Annotated in this window: 12 protein-coding genes and 1 pseudogene; 9 read left to right on the top strand and 4 right to left on the bottom strand. The window is 60.8% G+C overall.

Annotated elements, in window-relative coordinates; all coding sequences use genetic code 11:
• Positions 1 to 251: filamentous hemagglutinin N-terminal domain-containing protein (locus tag KUV45_RS06945; protein WP_222164384.1), on the bottom strand; the 251-nt coding region annotated here is incomplete at its 3' end.
• Positions 252 to 295: 44 nt separating this feature from the next.
• Positions 296 to 448, bottom strand: a complete 153-nt coding sequence (locus KUV45_RS06940; RefSeq protein WP_222164383.1) for a hypothetical protein — start codon at positions 446 to 448, stop codon at positions 296 to 298.
• 967 nt (positions 449 to 1,415) lie between these two features.
• Here KUV45_RS06940 and KUV45_RS06935 point away from each other — a divergent pair.
• The 7 genes from KUV45_RS06935 to KUV45_RS06905 all read left to right on the top strand — a co-directional run bounded on the left by KUV45_RS06935 (position 1,416) and on the right by KUV45_RS06905 (position 14,078).
• Positions 1,416 to 1,775 carry a hypothetical protein gene (locus KUV45_RS06935; RefSeq protein WP_206938463.1) on the top strand — a complete coding sequence of 120 codons (360 nt, stop codon included), beginning with the start codon at positions 1,416 to 1,418 and terminating at the stop codon, positions 1,773 to 1,775.
• A gap of 480 nt (positions 1,776 to 2,255) precedes the next feature.
• Positions 2,256 to 2,579 carry a hypothetical protein gene (locus KUV45_RS06930; RefSeq protein ID WP_222164382.1) on the top strand — a complete coding sequence of 108 codons (324 nt, stop codon included), beginning with the start codon at positions 2,256 to 2,258 and terminating at the stop codon, positions 2,577 to 2,579.
• Positions 2,580 to 2,711: 132 nt separating this feature from the next.
• Positions 2,712 to 2,939 carry a hypothetical protein gene (locus KUV45_RS06925; protein ID WP_222164381.1) on the top strand — a complete coding sequence of 76 codons (228 nt, stop codon included), beginning with the start codon at positions 2,712 to 2,714 and terminating at the stop codon, positions 2,937 to 2,939.
• Positions 2,940 to 3,065: 126 nt separating this feature from the next.
• Positions 3,066 to 6,875 carry an exodeoxyribonuclease V subunit gamma gene (gene recC / locus KUV45_RS06920; protein WP_222164380.1) on the top strand — a complete coding sequence of 1,270 codons (3,810 nt, stop codon included), beginning with the start codon at positions 3,066 to 3,068 and terminating at the stop codon, positions 6,873 to 6,875.
• Positions 6,872 to 10,831: an exodeoxyribonuclease V subunit beta gene (gene recB / locus KUV45_RS06915; RefSeq protein ID WP_222164379.1), complete on the top strand. Its 3,960-nt coding sequence runs from the start codon at positions 6,872 to 6,874 to the stop codon at positions 10,829 to 10,831. Before recC ends, recB begins: the two co-directional genes overlap by 4 nt.
• Positions 10,828 to 13,029, top strand: a complete 2,202-nt coding sequence (gene recD, locus KUV45_RS06910) for an exodeoxyribonuclease V subunit alpha (protein WP_222164378.1) — start codon at positions 10,828 to 10,830, stop codon at positions 13,027 to 13,029. The genes recB and recD overlap by 4 nt, the downstream gene beginning before the upstream one ends.
• Positions 13,030 to 13,082: 53 nt before the next feature.
• Positions 13,083 to 14,078 carry an ion transporter gene (locus KUV45_RS06905; protein WP_222164377.1) on the top strand — a complete coding sequence of 332 codons (996 nt, stop codon included), beginning with the start codon at positions 13,083 to 13,085 and terminating at the stop codon, positions 14,076 to 14,078.
• 453 nt (positions 14,079 to 14,531) lie between these two features.
• Here KUV45_RS06905 and KUV45_RS06900 read toward each other — a convergent pair whose 3' ends face one another.
• Both KUV45_RS06900 and KUV45_RS06895 read right to left on the bottom strand, forming a co-directional pair.
• Positions 14,532 to 15,629 carry an ADP-ribosylglycohydrolase family protein gene (locus KUV45_RS06900; protein WP_222164376.1) on the bottom strand — a complete coding sequence of 366 codons (1,098 nt, stop codon included), beginning with the start codon at positions 15,627 to 15,629 and terminating at the stop codon, positions 14,532 to 14,534.
• A gap of 63 nt (positions 15,630 to 15,692) precedes the next feature.
• Positions 15,693 to 16,583: an AbaSI family restriction endonuclease gene (locus tag KUV45_RS06895; RefSeq protein WP_222164375.1), complete on the bottom strand. Its 891-nt coding sequence runs from the start codon at positions 16,581 to 16,583 to the stop codon at positions 15,693 to 15,695.
• Between the two features lie 151 nt (positions 16,584 to 16,734).
• Here KUV45_RS06895 and KUV45_RS20435 point away from each other — a divergent pair, with 151 nt between their 5' ends.
• Both KUV45_RS20435 and KUV45_RS06885 read left to right on the top strand, forming a co-directional pair.
• Positions 16,735 to 16,872, top strand: coding sequence for a transposase (locus tag KUV45_RS20435; protein WP_222164374.1), 138 nt, complete (start codon positions 16,735 to 16,737; stop codon positions 16,870 to 16,872).
• A gap of 217 nt (positions 16,873 to 17,089) precedes the next feature.
• Positions 17,090 to 17,281: pseudogene (locus tag KUV45_RS06885) on the top strand (IS3 family transposase); the annotation flags it as partial.

Here is a 17,281-nt window from a genome sequence, read left to right as displayed (position 1 = left end):
TTGCCGGTAGCGTTGTTGAGGATGAGCCCGCGGGCGTCCACGTTGTAGTCGCGAAAGCGGTTGTGGGAGAGCCCCTTGTCGTTGGGGGTGGCGATGTTGACCACCGGCACGCCGTTGCCCGCCTGATCGAGCCGGGTGTTTCCCCCCGGTGCCACTACGATGCCGTCTGCCAGCACCACCACGGGATGCCAGAACAGGGCGTTGATCATGACGATGGCCAGATGGCGAAACAGCGGACGGCGTGAGTTCATTAAACGTCCCTCCTGGAGGGCATGGCACGTATCTGGCGCGGCCACTAGAAGCGCGCCTGAACGATGAAATAGACGGGACTTTCGCGATGATCGATGGCATCGGCCTGGATGACGCCCGCCTCATAGGCAAGGATGTCATCACGCCGGTCGACCAGAGCACTACCGGAGGGGGGACGTAAAACGTCGTCTTCATCCAAGACATTTTGGCAACGGTTTATCCCGGCATTTACACTCAATGATCAAACGCTATAGCCATAATGTCTCTGGCATGTCGCCGATAAAAATTCGCTGTACCACTGCCTGACTACCATGTATTTTTGAAATAATATTACTCATACCTAAACTTAACTCTACTTGTTACTTTGCCACTTCATACGGCGTAGCAATGGCTACCGCAAGACCTCACTCAACGGCCGTGATGCCTGGATATGGTGACCCTGCTCAACGTTTCCAGACATATATTTATCGCAACCTGGTGTCGCACCGGCTGGCTGACAAGACATGCTGAGTAGACTCGACATTATCGAGATACTACCCCAAGAAAAGGAAGTGAAAAAATGCAGTAGAAATGAATGTCGTAGCGGAAAAGCACAACGATAGGAGAATTGACATCAAAAGGGTGAAGAAAGGTAAGCAGTTAGGAAAAATAGGTCATTCAACCTCATCTTGAATTGTCCAATATTTCCTACAAAGAAAACTCCTATCTCCTAACCTCACCTGAAGGAAGATAGCAAGCGTAGACAGAAAGGGCTGATGGAAAGGGCAGATAGAAAGTGGGGGATAGAAAGTGCGGATAGTAAGTGCCGACAGAAAGCGGGAAAAATGAGCAAAAAATCACCACGTCCTGTTTTACGATACGCTCATATGACCCAACCACGACACAGCCCCACCCTTCGAAAGGGGGTAATGCAACACGCCCAGCCCTGGCTGTGCCAGCCAGCTTCTGCCCGCCTCGGCATAAAGTATTAGCCCTGACGCATCACAAATGCTATACAAGGGGCGCTCGCTGTATAATTCTTAAGTCACTGATACTGCAGGCGTTGTAGCCATGGTCGGGAACCTCCTAGATCGGCCGGGCCCTCAGCGCCGCGGAGGGTGAGTGAGCACCGCAGGGAACAGGCGAGTGAAGGCACTACGCCGGAAGGAAACCAACCAGGACGAGACATGAACTACCGATTGATGTTCCAACTCACAGACTCCCTCAACACAAAGTCTCTCGAACCCCTGACGCTGAAACCGTCACCGCTGGACATGCCCGAACATCAGATCGATACCTTGCTGGAAGTACCCGGCACAGACGAACTGCTTGAACTGCCCTTCACCGCGGAAGAAGAAGGAAAGACAAGCCTGGTCTTCGTCCAGGGTCGTGTTGTATCGACCAAGAAGACCTACACCATCTCCGACGGTGGCGAGAGCGCCAGGTGCCTCGTCACCTGCTTTATCGAACCCAACCGCGTGGTAAAGCAAGGCACTGGCGAGCTCATCCTCGAGCCCACCGTCGACAACATCGAAGAGCTCATCTAAGCGTTACCGCTTGCACCGGGACGAGTCGAACTGTCTTGAGCTCCGGGAGACCCTGAGAGGCCCTGGGGCACAAGGAACGGGGCACAGGAAACGAGGCAAAGAACTCGACTTTCGGAACTCGGAGCACGCAGCAAAGCCCCACTAAAGTGGCCTACCGAAGCGGAAGCTCAGTCCGGTCGCGACTGCGCTTCCTGCTCGCGCTTCCTACTCGCACGACCAGAACCGGTCCTGCTGTTTCGTGGCAGCGGGCCACCCGCCAACGCCGCTGGCCCGGAACCGCTGAGTCCCGTCACGCTGTCTCCAGGCCATGACGCAGGAAGTCCTCTTGCCTGGTGATTGATCGTGACGCCAGCTCTGGCATTATCGACCCCAGGCAAGCGGGCAAACAGCCCCAAGCCATTGCCCCTGGGCAACCTGACGCAGTCCTTCGCTGTTCACGTCACGGATGACGTGAAGACACCGCACAAGGAGCCATGATTCATGCTAGGTGCACTCTCCGACTTCCCCGAATACCAATACACCGATCACGTCCACGACTTCGAAGTGAAGGACGTGAGCCGCCCACACCGGCCTGCGCATGCGGTCATGTGCTACTCTGCCGGCACCTTGTTCAAGGTCATTATCGTCGGCGGCGAGGTGGGAAATGCCTTGAACCTATGCCGCGGGCTAGGCACACAGCGTAACGCCATGCAAGGCCAGCGCTTTACACGCTGGATCGAATCGCACTTTCCTCTCGAGGTGTGTCATACCAACCAACGAGAGATACAGCGTGCCTTCCCGCCACCTCCAAAAGAGACCGACTAGCGCGGGTGCGAGCATTCTGTGCACGATGGCTGCGGTGCCTGATGGCTGCGGTGCATGACGACTAGGGTGCACAAGGTGCCCCTAGACATGGTAGGAGAATTCTTCAGCCCATATGGATATGACGAGGCGTAAATGCAGGACAAGGCACCGTCGGTGGTCATCACCGCACTAAAGAAGCTCGCGCAAGGCATCGCTCTCTGCTGGTTCCCCGTGCTTCTGCTGTTCCTCTTTGTCAAAAACGACTTTTCCTTCAAGGTACTGGCCTACGGCCTGGCCATTCCTTTAGTAACCTATCTGGTCGCCGCCCTATGCATCTGGCTGCTCTTCAGTGAACGCCAGCGTCGACGTGACCCGAAGTAGCCGACGACCTGTCGCAGCGTGACTGCCCGCAGATGATCCTTGGCGCTGCATCTATTAGGCTATGCCGAGACAGTCACGACGCAGGCCTCCGCCACAGGCCTTCCCGCGCCGCAAAGAGAGCAAGCCATGACCGATACAGCCGCCTCCGGGATGATTGTCCTGCAGGGCAACCGCATGGAAGACCTGCGCGATCTGACGCTGAAATGGCTCGGCCGCCGCCCCCTCCATCCGCTCGCACGTACACTTTTCCTGGTGCAGAGCAACGGCATTGCACAATGGCTCAAGACCTCTATCGCCGAGCGTCAGGGCGCTCCCGGCTACGGTATCTGTCTGGGAACGGATGTGGCGCTGCCGGCGCGGCTACAGTGGCAGGCCTATCGTGCGGTCATCGAGGATGTCGAAGGACCAGGTACAGTGCCCACGACGTCGCCCTTCGACAAGAGCCGACTGCGCTGGCGTCTGATGGAGCTGTTGCCCAAGGCGTTGATGGATCCGCTGTTCGCCCCTCTGGAACGCTATCTGCGCGACGATGATGAGCGCCGCAAGCACTACCAGCTGGCGGAACGCCTGGCCGACCTGTTCGACCAGTATCAGGTGTACCGGGCAGACTGGCTGAGCGCCTGGGAAAAGGGTGACGATAGCCTGATTCTGCCCGGCAATCGCCGCATACCGGTACCAGAAGAGCAGCTCTGGCAACCCGCCCTGTGGCGCATGATCGGCGACTCCCTGGAGGACGGCCTGCGTCACACCCATCGCGGCGCCATTCATCAGCGTTTCAAGGCCGCCGCAGAGACCCTGCAGCAGCGTCCCGACGAGCTGCCGCCGCGTATCGTGGTGTTCGGCATCTCGTCGCTGCCACAGCAGACTCTTGAAGTTCTCGCGGCTCTCTCCGGGGTCTGCGAGGTGGTGCTGTGCCTGCTCAATCCCTGCCAGTTCTACTGGGGCGAGATCATCGAGACCCAGGAAGTGCTGCGTCGCCATGTGCGTCAGCGCCGGCGTGAAGGCATGCCCGCCGACCTGCATCAGTCGCTGGAACACCTGCACCTGCACGCCCACCCATTGCTGGCGGCCTGGGGCAAGCAGGGCCGCGACTACCTGCAGCTGCTGAGCGAACATGACCATACCGATGTCGAGGCCATGAGCGCCCTGCTCGATGGCGCCGTCGACCTGTTTCTCGAACCGCCTACCGAGCACCTACTGGGCCAGTTGCAGGACGACATTCTCAACCTGCGGCCACTGTCCGAGACCCAGCAGACATGGCCGGCACTGGATCCTGAGCAAGATGGCTCGATCCGCTTTCACATCTGCCACAGCCCTCAGCGCGAGCTCGAAGTCCTGCACGATCAGCTGCTGGCAAGCTTTGCCGCAGACCCGACGCTAGAGCCCCGTGACATCATGGTCATGGTGCCGGACATCAACGACTATGCCCCTTACATCGACGCCGTCTTTGGGCAATTCGCCCCGGGCGAACGTCGTCATCTGCCCTACCACGTCGCCGACCAGCAGCAGCGACATCGGGAGCCCTTGCTGGTCGCCCTGGAAACGCTGCTCTCGCTTCCGCGCATGCGTTTCCGTGCCAGCGAGATTCTCGACCTGCTCGACATCCCGGCGGTGCGCGAGCGCTTTGGCCTGGGTGAAGGCGACCTGCCCACCCTGCAGCGCTGGATCCGCGAGGCCAACGTGCGCTGGGGCCTGGACGCCGCCCAGCGGGCCGAACTGGGACTGCCGGAGCACGACGAACTGCATACCTGGCGTTTTGGTCTTGAACGCATGCTGATGGGCTACGCCGTCGGCGAGGCCGAGGACAGCGGCGACGACTGGCTCGAGGTGGTGCCCTACGACGAGGTGGCCGGTTTAGACGCGGCACTGGTCGGCCCCCTGTACCGGCTGATCATGACCCTGAGTGAGCTGCGCCAGTTGCTGTCCGCACCCCGTCCGGCGGCGGACTGGGACCGCGTGCTATCGACCATGCTCGAACGCACCCTGACCCCCAGCACCAGCGCGGAGCAGACCCTGATGGGTCGCATCCAGGCCTCCCTCGAGACCTGGCAGGAAGAGATTACTTCGGCAGCGGTGACCACCGACCTGCCGCTGGCCGTGGTGCGCGAAAGCTGGCTATCGCGCATCGATGACCCGCAGCTGTCGCAGAGCTTCATGATGGGGCGCATCACCTTCGCCACCCTGATGCCGATGCGTGCCATTCCGTTCCGGCAGGTGGTGCTGCTGGGCATGAATGACGGCGCCTACCCGCGCCAGGCCACCGCCATGGACTTCGACCTGATGGCCATGCGCGGTCACTATCGCGCCGGAGATCGCTCACGCCGAGACGATGACCGCTACCTGTTTCTGGAGGCCTTGTTGTCCGCACGGGAGCGACTGACCATCAGCTGGTGCGGTCGCAGCCCACAGGACAACGGTGAAAAGCCCCCCAGCGTGCTGGTGGGCCAGTTGCGCGACCACCTGGCCAAAGGCTGGCGCCTCCCGGATCAGCCGCCTCACGCCCAGCGCAGCCTGGCCGACGATGCCAAGATGGCCGACGCCCTGCTCGAAGCGCTGACGGCCCAGCACCCGTTGCAGCCCTTTGGCGCCGCCTACTTCCAGGCGGATTCCCGGCTGTTCACCTACGCCGACGAGTGGCAGGACTTGCACGCCGCCTCTGGCAGCACCATGGACACTGCCGCAGGGACCGCTACTCGCGCGACCGCTGACTCGCTGGCGTCGGCAGTCGACTCGACGGATCCCCACGGGCCGCATGGAGCAGATTCCGCGTCCAACGGCCTGGGCCCATGGCAACCGGAAGGCCCCCTTCAGCTGTCGCACCTGGCCGGACTGTTGCGTGACCCGGTCGAAGCGCTGTTTCAGCAGCGCCTGTCCACCAGCATGCGCGATGACAACGTGCTGACTGACGACGACGAGCCCTTTGGCTTTGCGGGTCTGGCCGCCTGGCAACAGCGCGAGGCCCTGGTCCAGCCCATTGGTCAGCAATTGGCGCACCGGCCAGACGACGCCGCCTCACTGAGCGAGTTGATCGACCGCCAGGTCCTGCGCCAGCAGCGCGCCGGACACTATCCGCCAGCCCCGGTGGGCCCGGTCATTCGACAACGCCTGCTGGAACGGATTCCCGCTGCCCTGGAGGCCTATCGGGCGCTGCTCGCCCGCTATCCCCATGCCCTGGAGATCGCCCCACGGGTCAGCCACGACAGCGGGCTTACGCTGGATGCAAGCCGACTGGCCGCTGATGACGACACGCAGGCGCTCACCCTGCGGCTGGAAGACACCCTGACCCAGCTGCACGCCGATCGGCCCCTCTCACTGGGCGAAAGACAGGGAGAGAAACTGGGAGAAAAGGCCGGCGCAGATGCCTCAGCCGAGGTGGCTCGCATCGTGCTGTTGACCAGTCAGATCCACCAGGGCGAGCACTTCAACTGGCGCCAGATCCTGCGCCACTGGCCTGCTCACCTGGCGCTGCAAACCCTTTATCCGGGCGCCGTCACCCACCTGGTATCGCCCAGCGGCCAGCTCACCATACCGGGCATGACCCGACCCCAGGCCGAACAGCGGCTGAACCGTTTGATGGAGCGGTGGCAGCATGCCATGCAGCGCGCCACCCCGACCCATCCCGATATCGCCTTCGACGCCCTTGAGGCCTATCCCGCGGCGGATGCCCCTGATTGGCCACCACCTGACCTGGCGTCCGATCCCAAGCTTCGCACCTCATGGGAAAACCGCTGGGAACGCCTGGCCGAACGCAGCCCGCTGATGTTGCGGGAGTTCCCTACCCTGGAAGCACTGGTCACCGCTCCAGACTTTGCCGACGCCACCCGGGAGCTGTATGCCGACCTGCACACCTGGATCAGCCGCGCGCGTCAGTCTCCCCTTGCGGTTGCCCCTGCAACGCAAGGCAACCGTCACTCCGCCAAGGGGGCCAATGCATGAGCTCAGCCAAGACCACCGCTGACGGCCCCCTGGTGTCAGACGCACATCAGACGCCGTCAACCAAGGCGCTACCGCTGGCCCTGCCACTGACCGGCTGCCAGTTGATCGAGGCCAGTGCCGGGACCGGCAAGACCTTTACCATCGCCCTGCTCTACGTGCGCCTGGTACTGGGCCATGGCCAGCCGGGGCGCAGCGACTGTCGCGCGGACAACGGCTTTTCACAGCCGCTGGTACCCCCCGACATCCTTGTGGTGACCTTCACCGAAGCCGCCAGCCAGGAGCTGCGAGAGCGCATCCGGGCGCGCCTGGTACAGGCCGCCGAGGCCTTTCGCGCTGATCCCGCCCACGACGACGACCTGGCCGGCCGCGATCCGCTATTGGCCGAACTGCGCAACGACTTCGTCCCGGATGCCTGGCCGGTCTGCGCCCGCCGCCTGATACTGGCCGCCGAATGGATGGATGATGCCGCCATCTCCACCATTCACAGCTGGTGTCAGCGGATGCTGAAGGAACACGCCTTCGACAGCGGCAAGCTGTTTCGCCAGGAGGTCATTCAGGACATGAGTGAGCTGACCCAGGAGGCCGTCAACGATTACTGGCGCACCCGAGTCTACCCCCTCAGCGAGCCGCTGGCGGCTTCGGTGGTCGAGCTGTTCTCATCGCCTCAGGGGTTGTACAGCAACGTCCGCAACCTGCTCGCCCGGGATGACGCCGCGCTGATGTTCTGCGGCGAGCCGCTGGTCAGTACCGACCTGACCGCTACCCTGACCACCTTCAGTGACCATCGCGCCAAGGCCGACAGCCTGGAAGCACAGGCGCGCCAGCGCTACCTGGACGAAGCGCAGGAGGTGCGCGACGCTCTGCAAGCGCTGCGCCCAAGCCTCAACGGCAACAGCTTTCGCGGCAAGGACAACGACGAGACCTTTGCCGGCTGGCTGGAAGAGCTCGACCACTGGGCCCAGGGCGGCATCGCCACCGGCGACACGAAGTTCGTGCAGAAGCTGGCACGCTCCCGCTTGAAGGTGAAGAAAGGCGTAGAGGTCCCGGACATCGCCCTGTTTGATGCCCTGGAGGAGTGGGGCACCTATCAGCAGCACGCCGATGACCTCAAGCGTGAGCTGCTCCCCCAGTTTCTTGCCGATGCCAGCCGCTGGATCAGCCAGCGCCTGCGCGAGCAGCTTGAGGCCAGCGCCCTGATGGGCTTCAACGACATGATTACCGGGCTTGCCGAGGCCCTCGACGGCGAAGGCGGAGACGCCTTGGCGCGGCGGATTCGCCAGCAATTCCCGGTGGCGATGATCGACGAATTCCAGGATACCGATCCGGCCCAGTACCACATCTTCGAATGCATCTACCGCATCGACCAGGCGAACGCGAAGGCGAAGGCGACCGAGGACGCCAGCATCGACGACGCTGACGACCCTAGTGCGCTGGTCCTGATCGGGGACCCCAAGCAGGCGATCTACGGCTTTCGCGGTGGCGACATCTATACCTACCTGGCGGCCCGCCAGGCCACCCTGGGTCATCACCACAGCCTGGACACCAACTTCCGCTCAAGTCATGCCGCCGTCGACTCGGTGAACCAGCTGTTCGCCTTCGCCGAGCAGCACCATGAGCGGGGGGCCTTTCGCTTTGCCGATGCTACCGGGCAGGCCACCAATCCGCTGCCCTTTGTCACGGTCAAGGCCAACGGCCGCAAGGAAACCCTGATGCTGGATGGCCAGCCCGCCACGGCCCTGACCGGCTGGCTGGTCAGCGATGACGACAGCGACAGCGGCTGCCTGAACAAGGAACGCTATCTGCGCGAGGCCGCCCATCACTGCGCCAACCGCATCGCCGAATGGCTCAACCAGTCCCATCCTGAGGGCGGCGAGCCCCGCGCCGGCTTCGCCCGCCCGGGCGACGACCGCCCGGGCGACGACCGCCTGACGCCCTTGAACGCCAGCGACATTGCCATTCTAGTGCGTGACCGGGTCGAGGCCACCGCCATTCGCCGGGCGCTCAGCCAGCGCGGCCTTGCCAGCGTCTACCTGTCTGACCGGGACAGCGTCTTCGCCACCGCAGAAGCCCGTGACATGCTCTACTGGCTGAAGGCCATCGCCCACCCCGAGTCCGTGTCTACCCTGCGCACCGCCCTGGCCACCGCCACCCTGGGGCTCAGTCTGGTGGAGCTGGATCACCTGCAGCGCGACGAAAGCGCCTGGGAGCGCGTTCAAGAGCGCTTCATGGCCTACCGCCAGCGCTGGCAGCGGCGCGGCGTTCTGCCGGCACTACGCAAGCTGATGCACGACTATCGCATCCCTGCCCGCCTGTTGAATGCCGACCAGGGCCAGCGGCGCCTGACCAACCTGCTGCACCTGGCAGAGTGGGCCCAGCAGGCCAGTGACACCCTGGATGGCGACCACGCCTTGATCCGCCTGCTGTCGGAGCATGTGCAGGAGCCCGCCGACGACGAACAGATTCTGCGCCTGGAAAGCGATGCCGAGCTCATCCAGGTAGTCACCATCTTCAAGTCCAAGGGCCTGGAGTATCCGGTGGTATGCCTGCCCTTCCTGTGCACCTACAAGGAAGTCAGCGGCAAGACCGGGACCCCGCTCTACCACCTTGACGACCGCCCGGTGCTGGAACTGGCGCCCAAGAAGGAGATGGCCAAGGAAGGCTTCGAGCTGGCCGATGATGAACGGCTGTCCGAGGAAGTCCGACTTATCTATGTGGCCCTGACCCGTGCCCGTCACGCCAGCTTTATCGGCCTCGCGCCCCTCAAGTACGGCAATGGCAAGGCCGCGACCCTGCACAAGTCGGCCCTTGGTCACCTGCTGGCCGGGGGCGCGAATATCCCGGACGAACAGAGCCTGCGTGCCTGCTGGCAACAGATGCAGGGGGACAGTGGCGACGTCCTGCTGGAGACCGCCCCTTCAAGCGTGGCTTCTCCCATCATCAACGTCGTGCCCCGGCAGTCGACGCGAGCCCACAAGCCGGCGCTTTCCGCCGCCCACCAGGCCTTTGCCCCCTGGTGGATTGCCAGCTATTCGGCACTGGCCCAGAAGGGCGCGGCGGCACCAGAAACACCTGCCGCCGAAGTGCTGGAAGAAGAAGACAGCGACCAGCGTCAGGCAGCGAGCCGCGCCGACACACGCCAGCCCGAGCCCGGTAGCCTGCATGCCTTTCCCCGTGGACCTGGGCCCGGCACCTTCCTCCACGGGGTGCTGGAAGCCATGGCCGAACATGGTTTTGCCGCCGCCGTGGGCGACACCACGCTGCAGGCGCGCATGGCACAGCGCTGCCGACGGCGAGGCTGGGACGACCACATCGACGCCCTGACCCAAGGCATGCAGCGCTGGCTGACCACCCCCCTGTCACCTGCGGCCATGGAACCCCCGGGTGCCACCTTGCCCACCGCTGAGGTGGCGGCTGAAGTGACGACTGAACTCACAGACGGACTGACGCTGTGCGAGCTATCGCGCTACCGGGCGGAACCCGACTTCTGGTTTGCCACCCACAATGCGATTACCCCAGCGATGGACCGACTCACCCGGGACCATCTTTTCCCTGGCGCCCCACGGCCGCAGCTCGGCTTCCAGCGCCTCAACGGACTGCTCAAGGGGTTTATCGACCTGCTGGCGGAACACGACGGGCGTTTCTACGTCATCGACTGGAAGTCCAATTGGCTGGGCCCCGACGACGCTGCCTATCACCCCGATGCCATGCGCGACGCCATGCTCGACAAACGCTACGACATGCAGCTCGCCCTCTACCTGGTGGCGCTGCATCGACACCTGCGCCAGACGCTGCCGGACTATGATTACGAGCAGCACGTGGGCGGCGCCATGCTGGTGTTTCTACGCGGTATCGATGCCCCCTCACGAGGCGTTGCCGCGATCAAGCCACCGCTGGCCTTCATCGAGGCGCTGGATCGCTGCCTGGCCGGGGAACGCCAAGAGGAGACTCCGGCATGACCGAGACGCTGACCCATGACCGCCCTGGCGCGGATGCTGCCTCAGACAGCCCCAGCGTCAGCGTCAGCGAGGCCCTGGCCGATCCCCAGGCCATGTTGCGCCTGCAGTTCGCCTGGGCCGAACACGACTGGATTCGTGACCTCGACGCCGCCCTGGCCCATCGTCTTGCCGCGCTGGCACCGGACGCCGATGCCTGCTGCCTGGTCGCCGCGATGCTGGTCAGCCACCAGGCCGGCCAGGGCCATCTGCTGGTGGACCTCGACCAGGCCAGGCGGCATCCTCAGACGCTGATCGCGGTGGAACCCGACGACACCGCCCCAGCGCCACCGGATGAGGTGCTGGCCGCCATTGGCGACGACTGGGCCCAGCGCCTTGAGCGGTGGTCCGCGGTGGGCCGGGGCCCCGGCAGCACGCCGCTGGTACTGGACGGCAACCGGCTGTATCTGCGCCGCTACTGGCGTCACGAACGCCGGGTCGCCGATGCCATCTCTGATCGATTGGCAGCGGCCTATCCTGCCCATCCCGGCACGGATCAGACCAGCCTAAGCGAAGAAACAGGCAGCGCCAGCTACGCTGTTCCCCAAGCAAGCCAGCTGCGCCCGGTACTGGACAGCCTGTTTCCGCCACAGGACCCCCGTGCGCAACAGGCACAGTCCCAGAAACTCGCCTGCGCCCTGGGCGCACGGACGCCCTTCTCGGTCATCACCGGCGGTCCCGGCACCGGCAAGACCACCACCGTCATTCGCCTGCTGGCGCTGCTGCAGGCCCAGGCCATCGCCACACGTGGCGTGCCGTTGACCATTCGCCTGGCCGCCCCCACCGGCAAGGCCGCCGCTCGCCTGAGTGAATCCATCCGCGACCAGATCGCCGCCCTGGCATCCCTCGACCTGCCTAACGCCGAGCAGGTCCGCGAGTCGATCCCCGCCGAGGTCACAACCCTGCACCGTCTGCTCGGGGCGCGCCCGGATACCCGTCACTTCCGGCATCATCGCCTTAATCCGCTGCCGCTAGACATGGTGGCGGTGGATGAGGCCTCGATGGTGGACATCGACATGATGGCGGCACTGCTGGAGGCACTGCCCCCCAGGGCTCGTCTGGTCCTGCTGGGCGACAAGGACCAGCTAGCCTCGGTCGAAGCCGGGGCCGTGCTGGGCAACCTGTGTGCGCGGGCGGAGGAAGGCCACTATCAGCCGGACACCGCCCAGTGGTTGCAGGACGCTACCGGTACCGAGCTGCCGCCAGCGCTCTGCCTCCCCCCGGAACAGGCCAGCAGTGGACGGGCGCTGGATCAGTCCATCGCCATGCTGCGTCACTCGTTCCGCTTCGATGACCAGAGCGGCATCGGCCAGCTGGCTCGCGCCATCAATGCGGGAGACAGTCGACGGGCCATGGCGGTACTGGATGCCCCCTCCTTTACTGAGGCCCAGCGCCTGAGTCTACGCCGTAACGATGAACGGGCCTTGATGACGCTGGTGCTCGACGGCCGTGGCCATGACAACGCCTGGGGCTACCGCTACTACCTTGACGCCATTCGTCCCCGTGAAGCGCGCAGCGACGCAGGACCTGACGCCGCCAGCGGTGGCCGCGAACGCCCAGCGAGAGCGGCCGACCGCAGCGAGTGGGACCAGTGGGCAGCAGACATTCTGAAGGCCCACGCCCAGTTCCAGCTGCTGACACCGCTGCGCAGCGGGCATCATGGGGTCGAGACACTGAACCAGCGCATCGAGCAGGCACTGGCGCGCCACGGCCTGATCGACAAGCCCGACCTGTATACCCATTGGTACGAAGGCCGCCCGGTGCTGGTCACCGGCAACGACTACGCCTTGAAGCTGATGAACGGAGATATCGGCATCGCCCTGCAGGTACCGGCGGAATTCGGCAACCCCGAAGCCGGCACCATGTTGCGCGTGGCGTTTCCTGCGGGTGACGGCCAGGGCGGCATTCGCTGGGTGCTGCCCAGTCGTCTGCAGCGGGTCGAAACGGTCTTCGCCATGACGGTGCACAAGTCCCAGGGCTCCGAGTTCGTGCATACCGCGCTGGTGATGCCCGACACCCTCTCGCCTATCCTGACACGAGAGCTGGTCTACACCGCCGTCACGCGAGCCAAGAAGACCTTTACCCTGGCCAGCGCCAACGACCAGGTGCTGGCCCGCGCCATCGAACGCCGGATTCAGCGCCAGAGCCGGCTGTTTCAGTAGGCCAGCAGGTAACCAAACAGACACCGCCTAAACCGTCCGCAGCCGGAGAGCCCATGTCGACACAGCGAACCCGCTCACTCATCCTGGAGCGCGCCCACCTGGCGTGGGACCTGGCGATCATCGTCCTGGTGGTGATCAACCTGGGACTGCTGCTGTTCGACAGCCTCTACCTGCTACCGCCCTTGAATGCCGCCTTCGAGGGTATCGCCCCTAGCCTGCACGCCGCCTACGACCGCTACATCCACGCCAATTTCTTTACGATCGACCTGGCCTTCGTCACGGTCTTCCTCTTGGATGTGCTGCTGGGCTGGGCAGTCGCCATCGCCGAGCGTCGCTACCATCGCTGGTTCTTCTACCCCTTTGTGCACTGGTATGACGTGCTTGGCTGTATTCCGCTGGGGGGCTTTCGCCTGCTGCGTGTGCTGCGGGTCATCTCGCTGCTGCACCGGCTGCAGCGCCTCGGCCTGATCGATGTGCGCCGCTGGTACGTCTACAGCGTTGTCGCTAAGTACGTCGACATCCTGATGGAAGAGCTGACCGACCGTATCGCCATTCGCCTGCTCGACAATGTCCAGCGAGAACTGGCCAGCGGCGAGGGCCTGGCCTCACCCGCCATCGACAAGATCATCACGCCCCGCAAGGAGGCGCTGGTACGGGAAATCAGCCAGCGCCTGGAGAACATGGTGGGCGATATCGCCTACCGTAACCGCTTCGAAACCCTGGCCTACGTGCGCGGACTGGTGGCCCGCACCCTCGCAGAGACCCCAGAACTGCAGCGTCTCAAACGCCTGCCCATGGGCAGCCAGCTCACCCAGGGCCTGGAAACCTCCCTGTCCGACCTCGCCTGCCATATCGTCGACGAAGCCCTCGCCGGCCTGCGCTCCCCGCAGTTCTCGACCCTCGTCGAACATATGGCCGAAAGCGGCCTAGACGCCTGGCTGCGCACCGACCCGGAAACCGAACAGATCACCGAGCAGGTACTGGTCGATATGCTGGAGCTATTGAAGGAACGCATCGCCATCAAACGCTGGCAGGAAAGGTATGAGTGAGGGGGCTGGCCACAGAACTTTCTGCAGTCCTGGCCGGCATAGTGGTTTCTCCCACCGGGCTTGGCTTTAATGGGCCCAACTAGATACAGACATCTACGTCCGCAACCTTCTTCAAGGCCAGTGTTACTTCAGCCTCCTAAGTGTGGGATCTTGCGCCGACATAGCGCCGAAGAGACCGTAACCGCACTCAAGCCAAAGTTAAAGCTTCCAGAATCGGGGGCGCCAAAGCATGCGTCGACATAAAACTCGGTAAAAAGGAAATTAACAAACATCAAATCGTAACTGCCATACTCTAGATAAGTATTCAAAATCTAGAAATAATCTGCAATCTATTAAACACAGCACCAATCGATCGTAATACAATCTTCGGTTGACATCCTATCGACACTGAGAGCCAGCAAGCACGATGGCATGACCAAGAAATCAAAAAATAATCGCATGTCGTCCAAAATTTCAATACCCCGGATATTTTTTCCACACCCAATCATTGTCGACGCCATCAGAATCATCCAAGTCCCATTCGTTGCTTTCAAATAAATCCCTAGCCATTTCAGCTATCACGTCCCGTAATTCTAGCGGTTCCAACCACCTATCCGGGATGGCCGAGCCCCCCATCGTGGCGCCCAGTAGATTACCAGTAATGGCACCGGTAGAATCAGAGTCACCATCATGATTAACTGCAAGACAGACTCCATGGCAGAAATCTTCGGCAACCAAGGCGCAATATACAGCAATAGCAAGTGCCTCTTCAGCGACCCATCCTTGCCCCAACTTACTAATCGCCTCGAAGTGATCACTAGAGATATCGGCCAACGCTTCAGCTTTTTCCAGAGCATCAAGCGTCTCCTCGTGCCCTTCATAAGTCACAAGTGTCTCCTTCACTTTGCCAAGCGAATTTCTGAGACCTTTGCTATTAATGAGATGCAAGATTAATTCAGAAAGCACTCCAGCGCTCAGATAGCCACTGGGATGGCCATGAGTAATACCCGCGGCTTGCACACCTAGATGGAATGCGTCGCTGCCAGTCGAAGAAGGCCAAATGAACAGACCACATGGAGCCGCGCGCATGAGCCCACCACAGCCTTTACTATTGTTCTTCGCCAAAGCGCCATATCTTTCCATTGAACGCAATGTCGAGATACAAGTACGCCCCGGCGCACGTTGATCTTGCAGTTCTTCATGTCCAGCTAACCAACCACTAGTGAGCCAGTCGTCTTCTGTTTCCATTTGAGACCGATACCCTTGAGTATAAAGCCAGCGCTCATAAGCACTGGCGATCATACTGGCTCTATGGCATATCCCACGTCTGGCGCCCCGCACATGGCCTCGCAGCAGACCCTCGGCAGTAAACAAGACCATTTGAGTATCATCAGTAATCCGCCCTATACCACCGTAACAACGCTCGTACTCAGTTATGCCAGACGGACCGAACTTAGACACAATCTCAACGTGAGTCATAAACTCTACCGGGGCGCCAAGTGCGTCACCGACAGCTCCGCCTAGTAGGCAACCAATGAACTTCTGGCTTATCTTATTCGCTTTATTTCCCATACCACAACTACACCTCGAGATATTCGAAACAGGGCATCAACTTTAAAATTAACAAATCACTTACTAACAAACTCTGACCTTTTCCCTAGTACTTAGGCGGTCAAACACGATACAATCCTCAGTCGACTTTGAAATATTCAATTTAAATGTACCAACATAGCGAAGAAGGTTTCTACCTAAGGAATCTTTAGCTTTGGCAAAAACTATTGTTTTTCTTTCTGGATTTTTCTCTGCATCAATCAACTGATCCGCTATAGATCTTTTTCCGTCAGAGTTTTCCGCACACTCGTAAATATGGCCACCATCTTTAGTTATCTTATTGTGCCACATACCATGTTTATACAGCCTTGGAAACCAGACAATATCGGATGTGCTATCAGGTATCCTCCAAACTCCTCGCTGCAGTGATTTACCTTTAAAACCAAAACATCTCAAGGCTTCTGTCTGTGTGCGAAACACCGGGTTATCAGCAACATCCAAGTATCCTTGCTTGATCCATCTACTTGAAGAATAAGCGTAATTCCAGTCCCAGGGCACAAATTTTCTTTTGTCAACATCAATCTCTTTAATTTCTTTCAACTTGTCGATAAAGTCATCAGCCTCCGCTGCGACAATCGAAATATCTTTAAAGCTCCCTTCATCGTAATAAGTTTGCAACCTATGGATTTCGTGCCCCGTAGCTAAAACAATATCATCACTTCTCTCAAGATCTTCAGCAACTTGTTTTGAGTGATGCTTTTCATCAATCTCCAGATGCAAATTGAACTGAGGAAAGTAAATATCAGTAAGTGCACGATAGCCATCTGGACGACAGACATGCTGCTGACATACAAATTCAATGTCATCATCAATTTTATGGATTATCCGAGAAACTATGTACAACTCCCATCTCTTGTGCGATATCTTCTGCAAACTCCTAAGGATGTAGTCAGCTTTCGAAAATTCTTTTGCCATAAACCCCACCAATCCTTTTAACCATTGCGACAATTATTTCCTACAAAATATCACATGAGTTAAATGGTTACAGCACTTAATTTACGACAAGTTAAATTTTAAGTCCCCTCCCGCGATGCACAGGCTATAGTGCGGCCAGCAAAAGGAGGAATTGAGCAACGGACCTACCGTCAAACGCTGGACGGCAAAGCTCAAAGCCACTGCTGTCATGGACATCTTCAAGGGCTGGGCCGCTGTCGCTGAAGTGGCTCGCCAGCACGATCTCAGCGTTTCCGGGTTTGAGGGTTGAATGGACGAGGCCCACTTGCAGATTTGTGCGCTAAAAAACTTCACCGCCTGCTCGACGAGGACGAGAACTCGTAAGGTCGCTGCAGGCGGAAATGGTCCAGCAGGGCCACGTGGTGTCGCTCGTCAAACTCTGTCAGTGGTTGGGGCTTCCCCGGCGGACGTTGTATTACCGTCCGAGGCCGCGGCGACGCACGATCAATACGGAGCTAACCAAGAGAGTGAAGCTTGCGCTGGAGCAGTTCCCCACCTACGGCTATCGCCGTCTGGCGTGCGTCCTGGGGGAGAACCGCAAGCCGATCCAACGCATCTTGCAGCTCAAAGGCTGGCAGGTGCGCAAGCGGCCCCAAGGCTTCCGGCCGCGTGCCCGGAGCCTGCCGTCCGTCGCCTCTCGGCCTAATGAGCGTTGGGCC

The organism is Halomonas sp. DP3Y7-2 (genome assembly GCF_019800795.1).
GTDB lineage: Bacteria > Pseudomonadota > Gammaproteobacteria > Pseudomonadales > Halomonadaceae > Halomonas > Halomonas litopenaei_A.
Note: the sequence above shows the minus strand (reverse complement) of the source record. Positions and strands in the feature narration are given on the sequence as shown.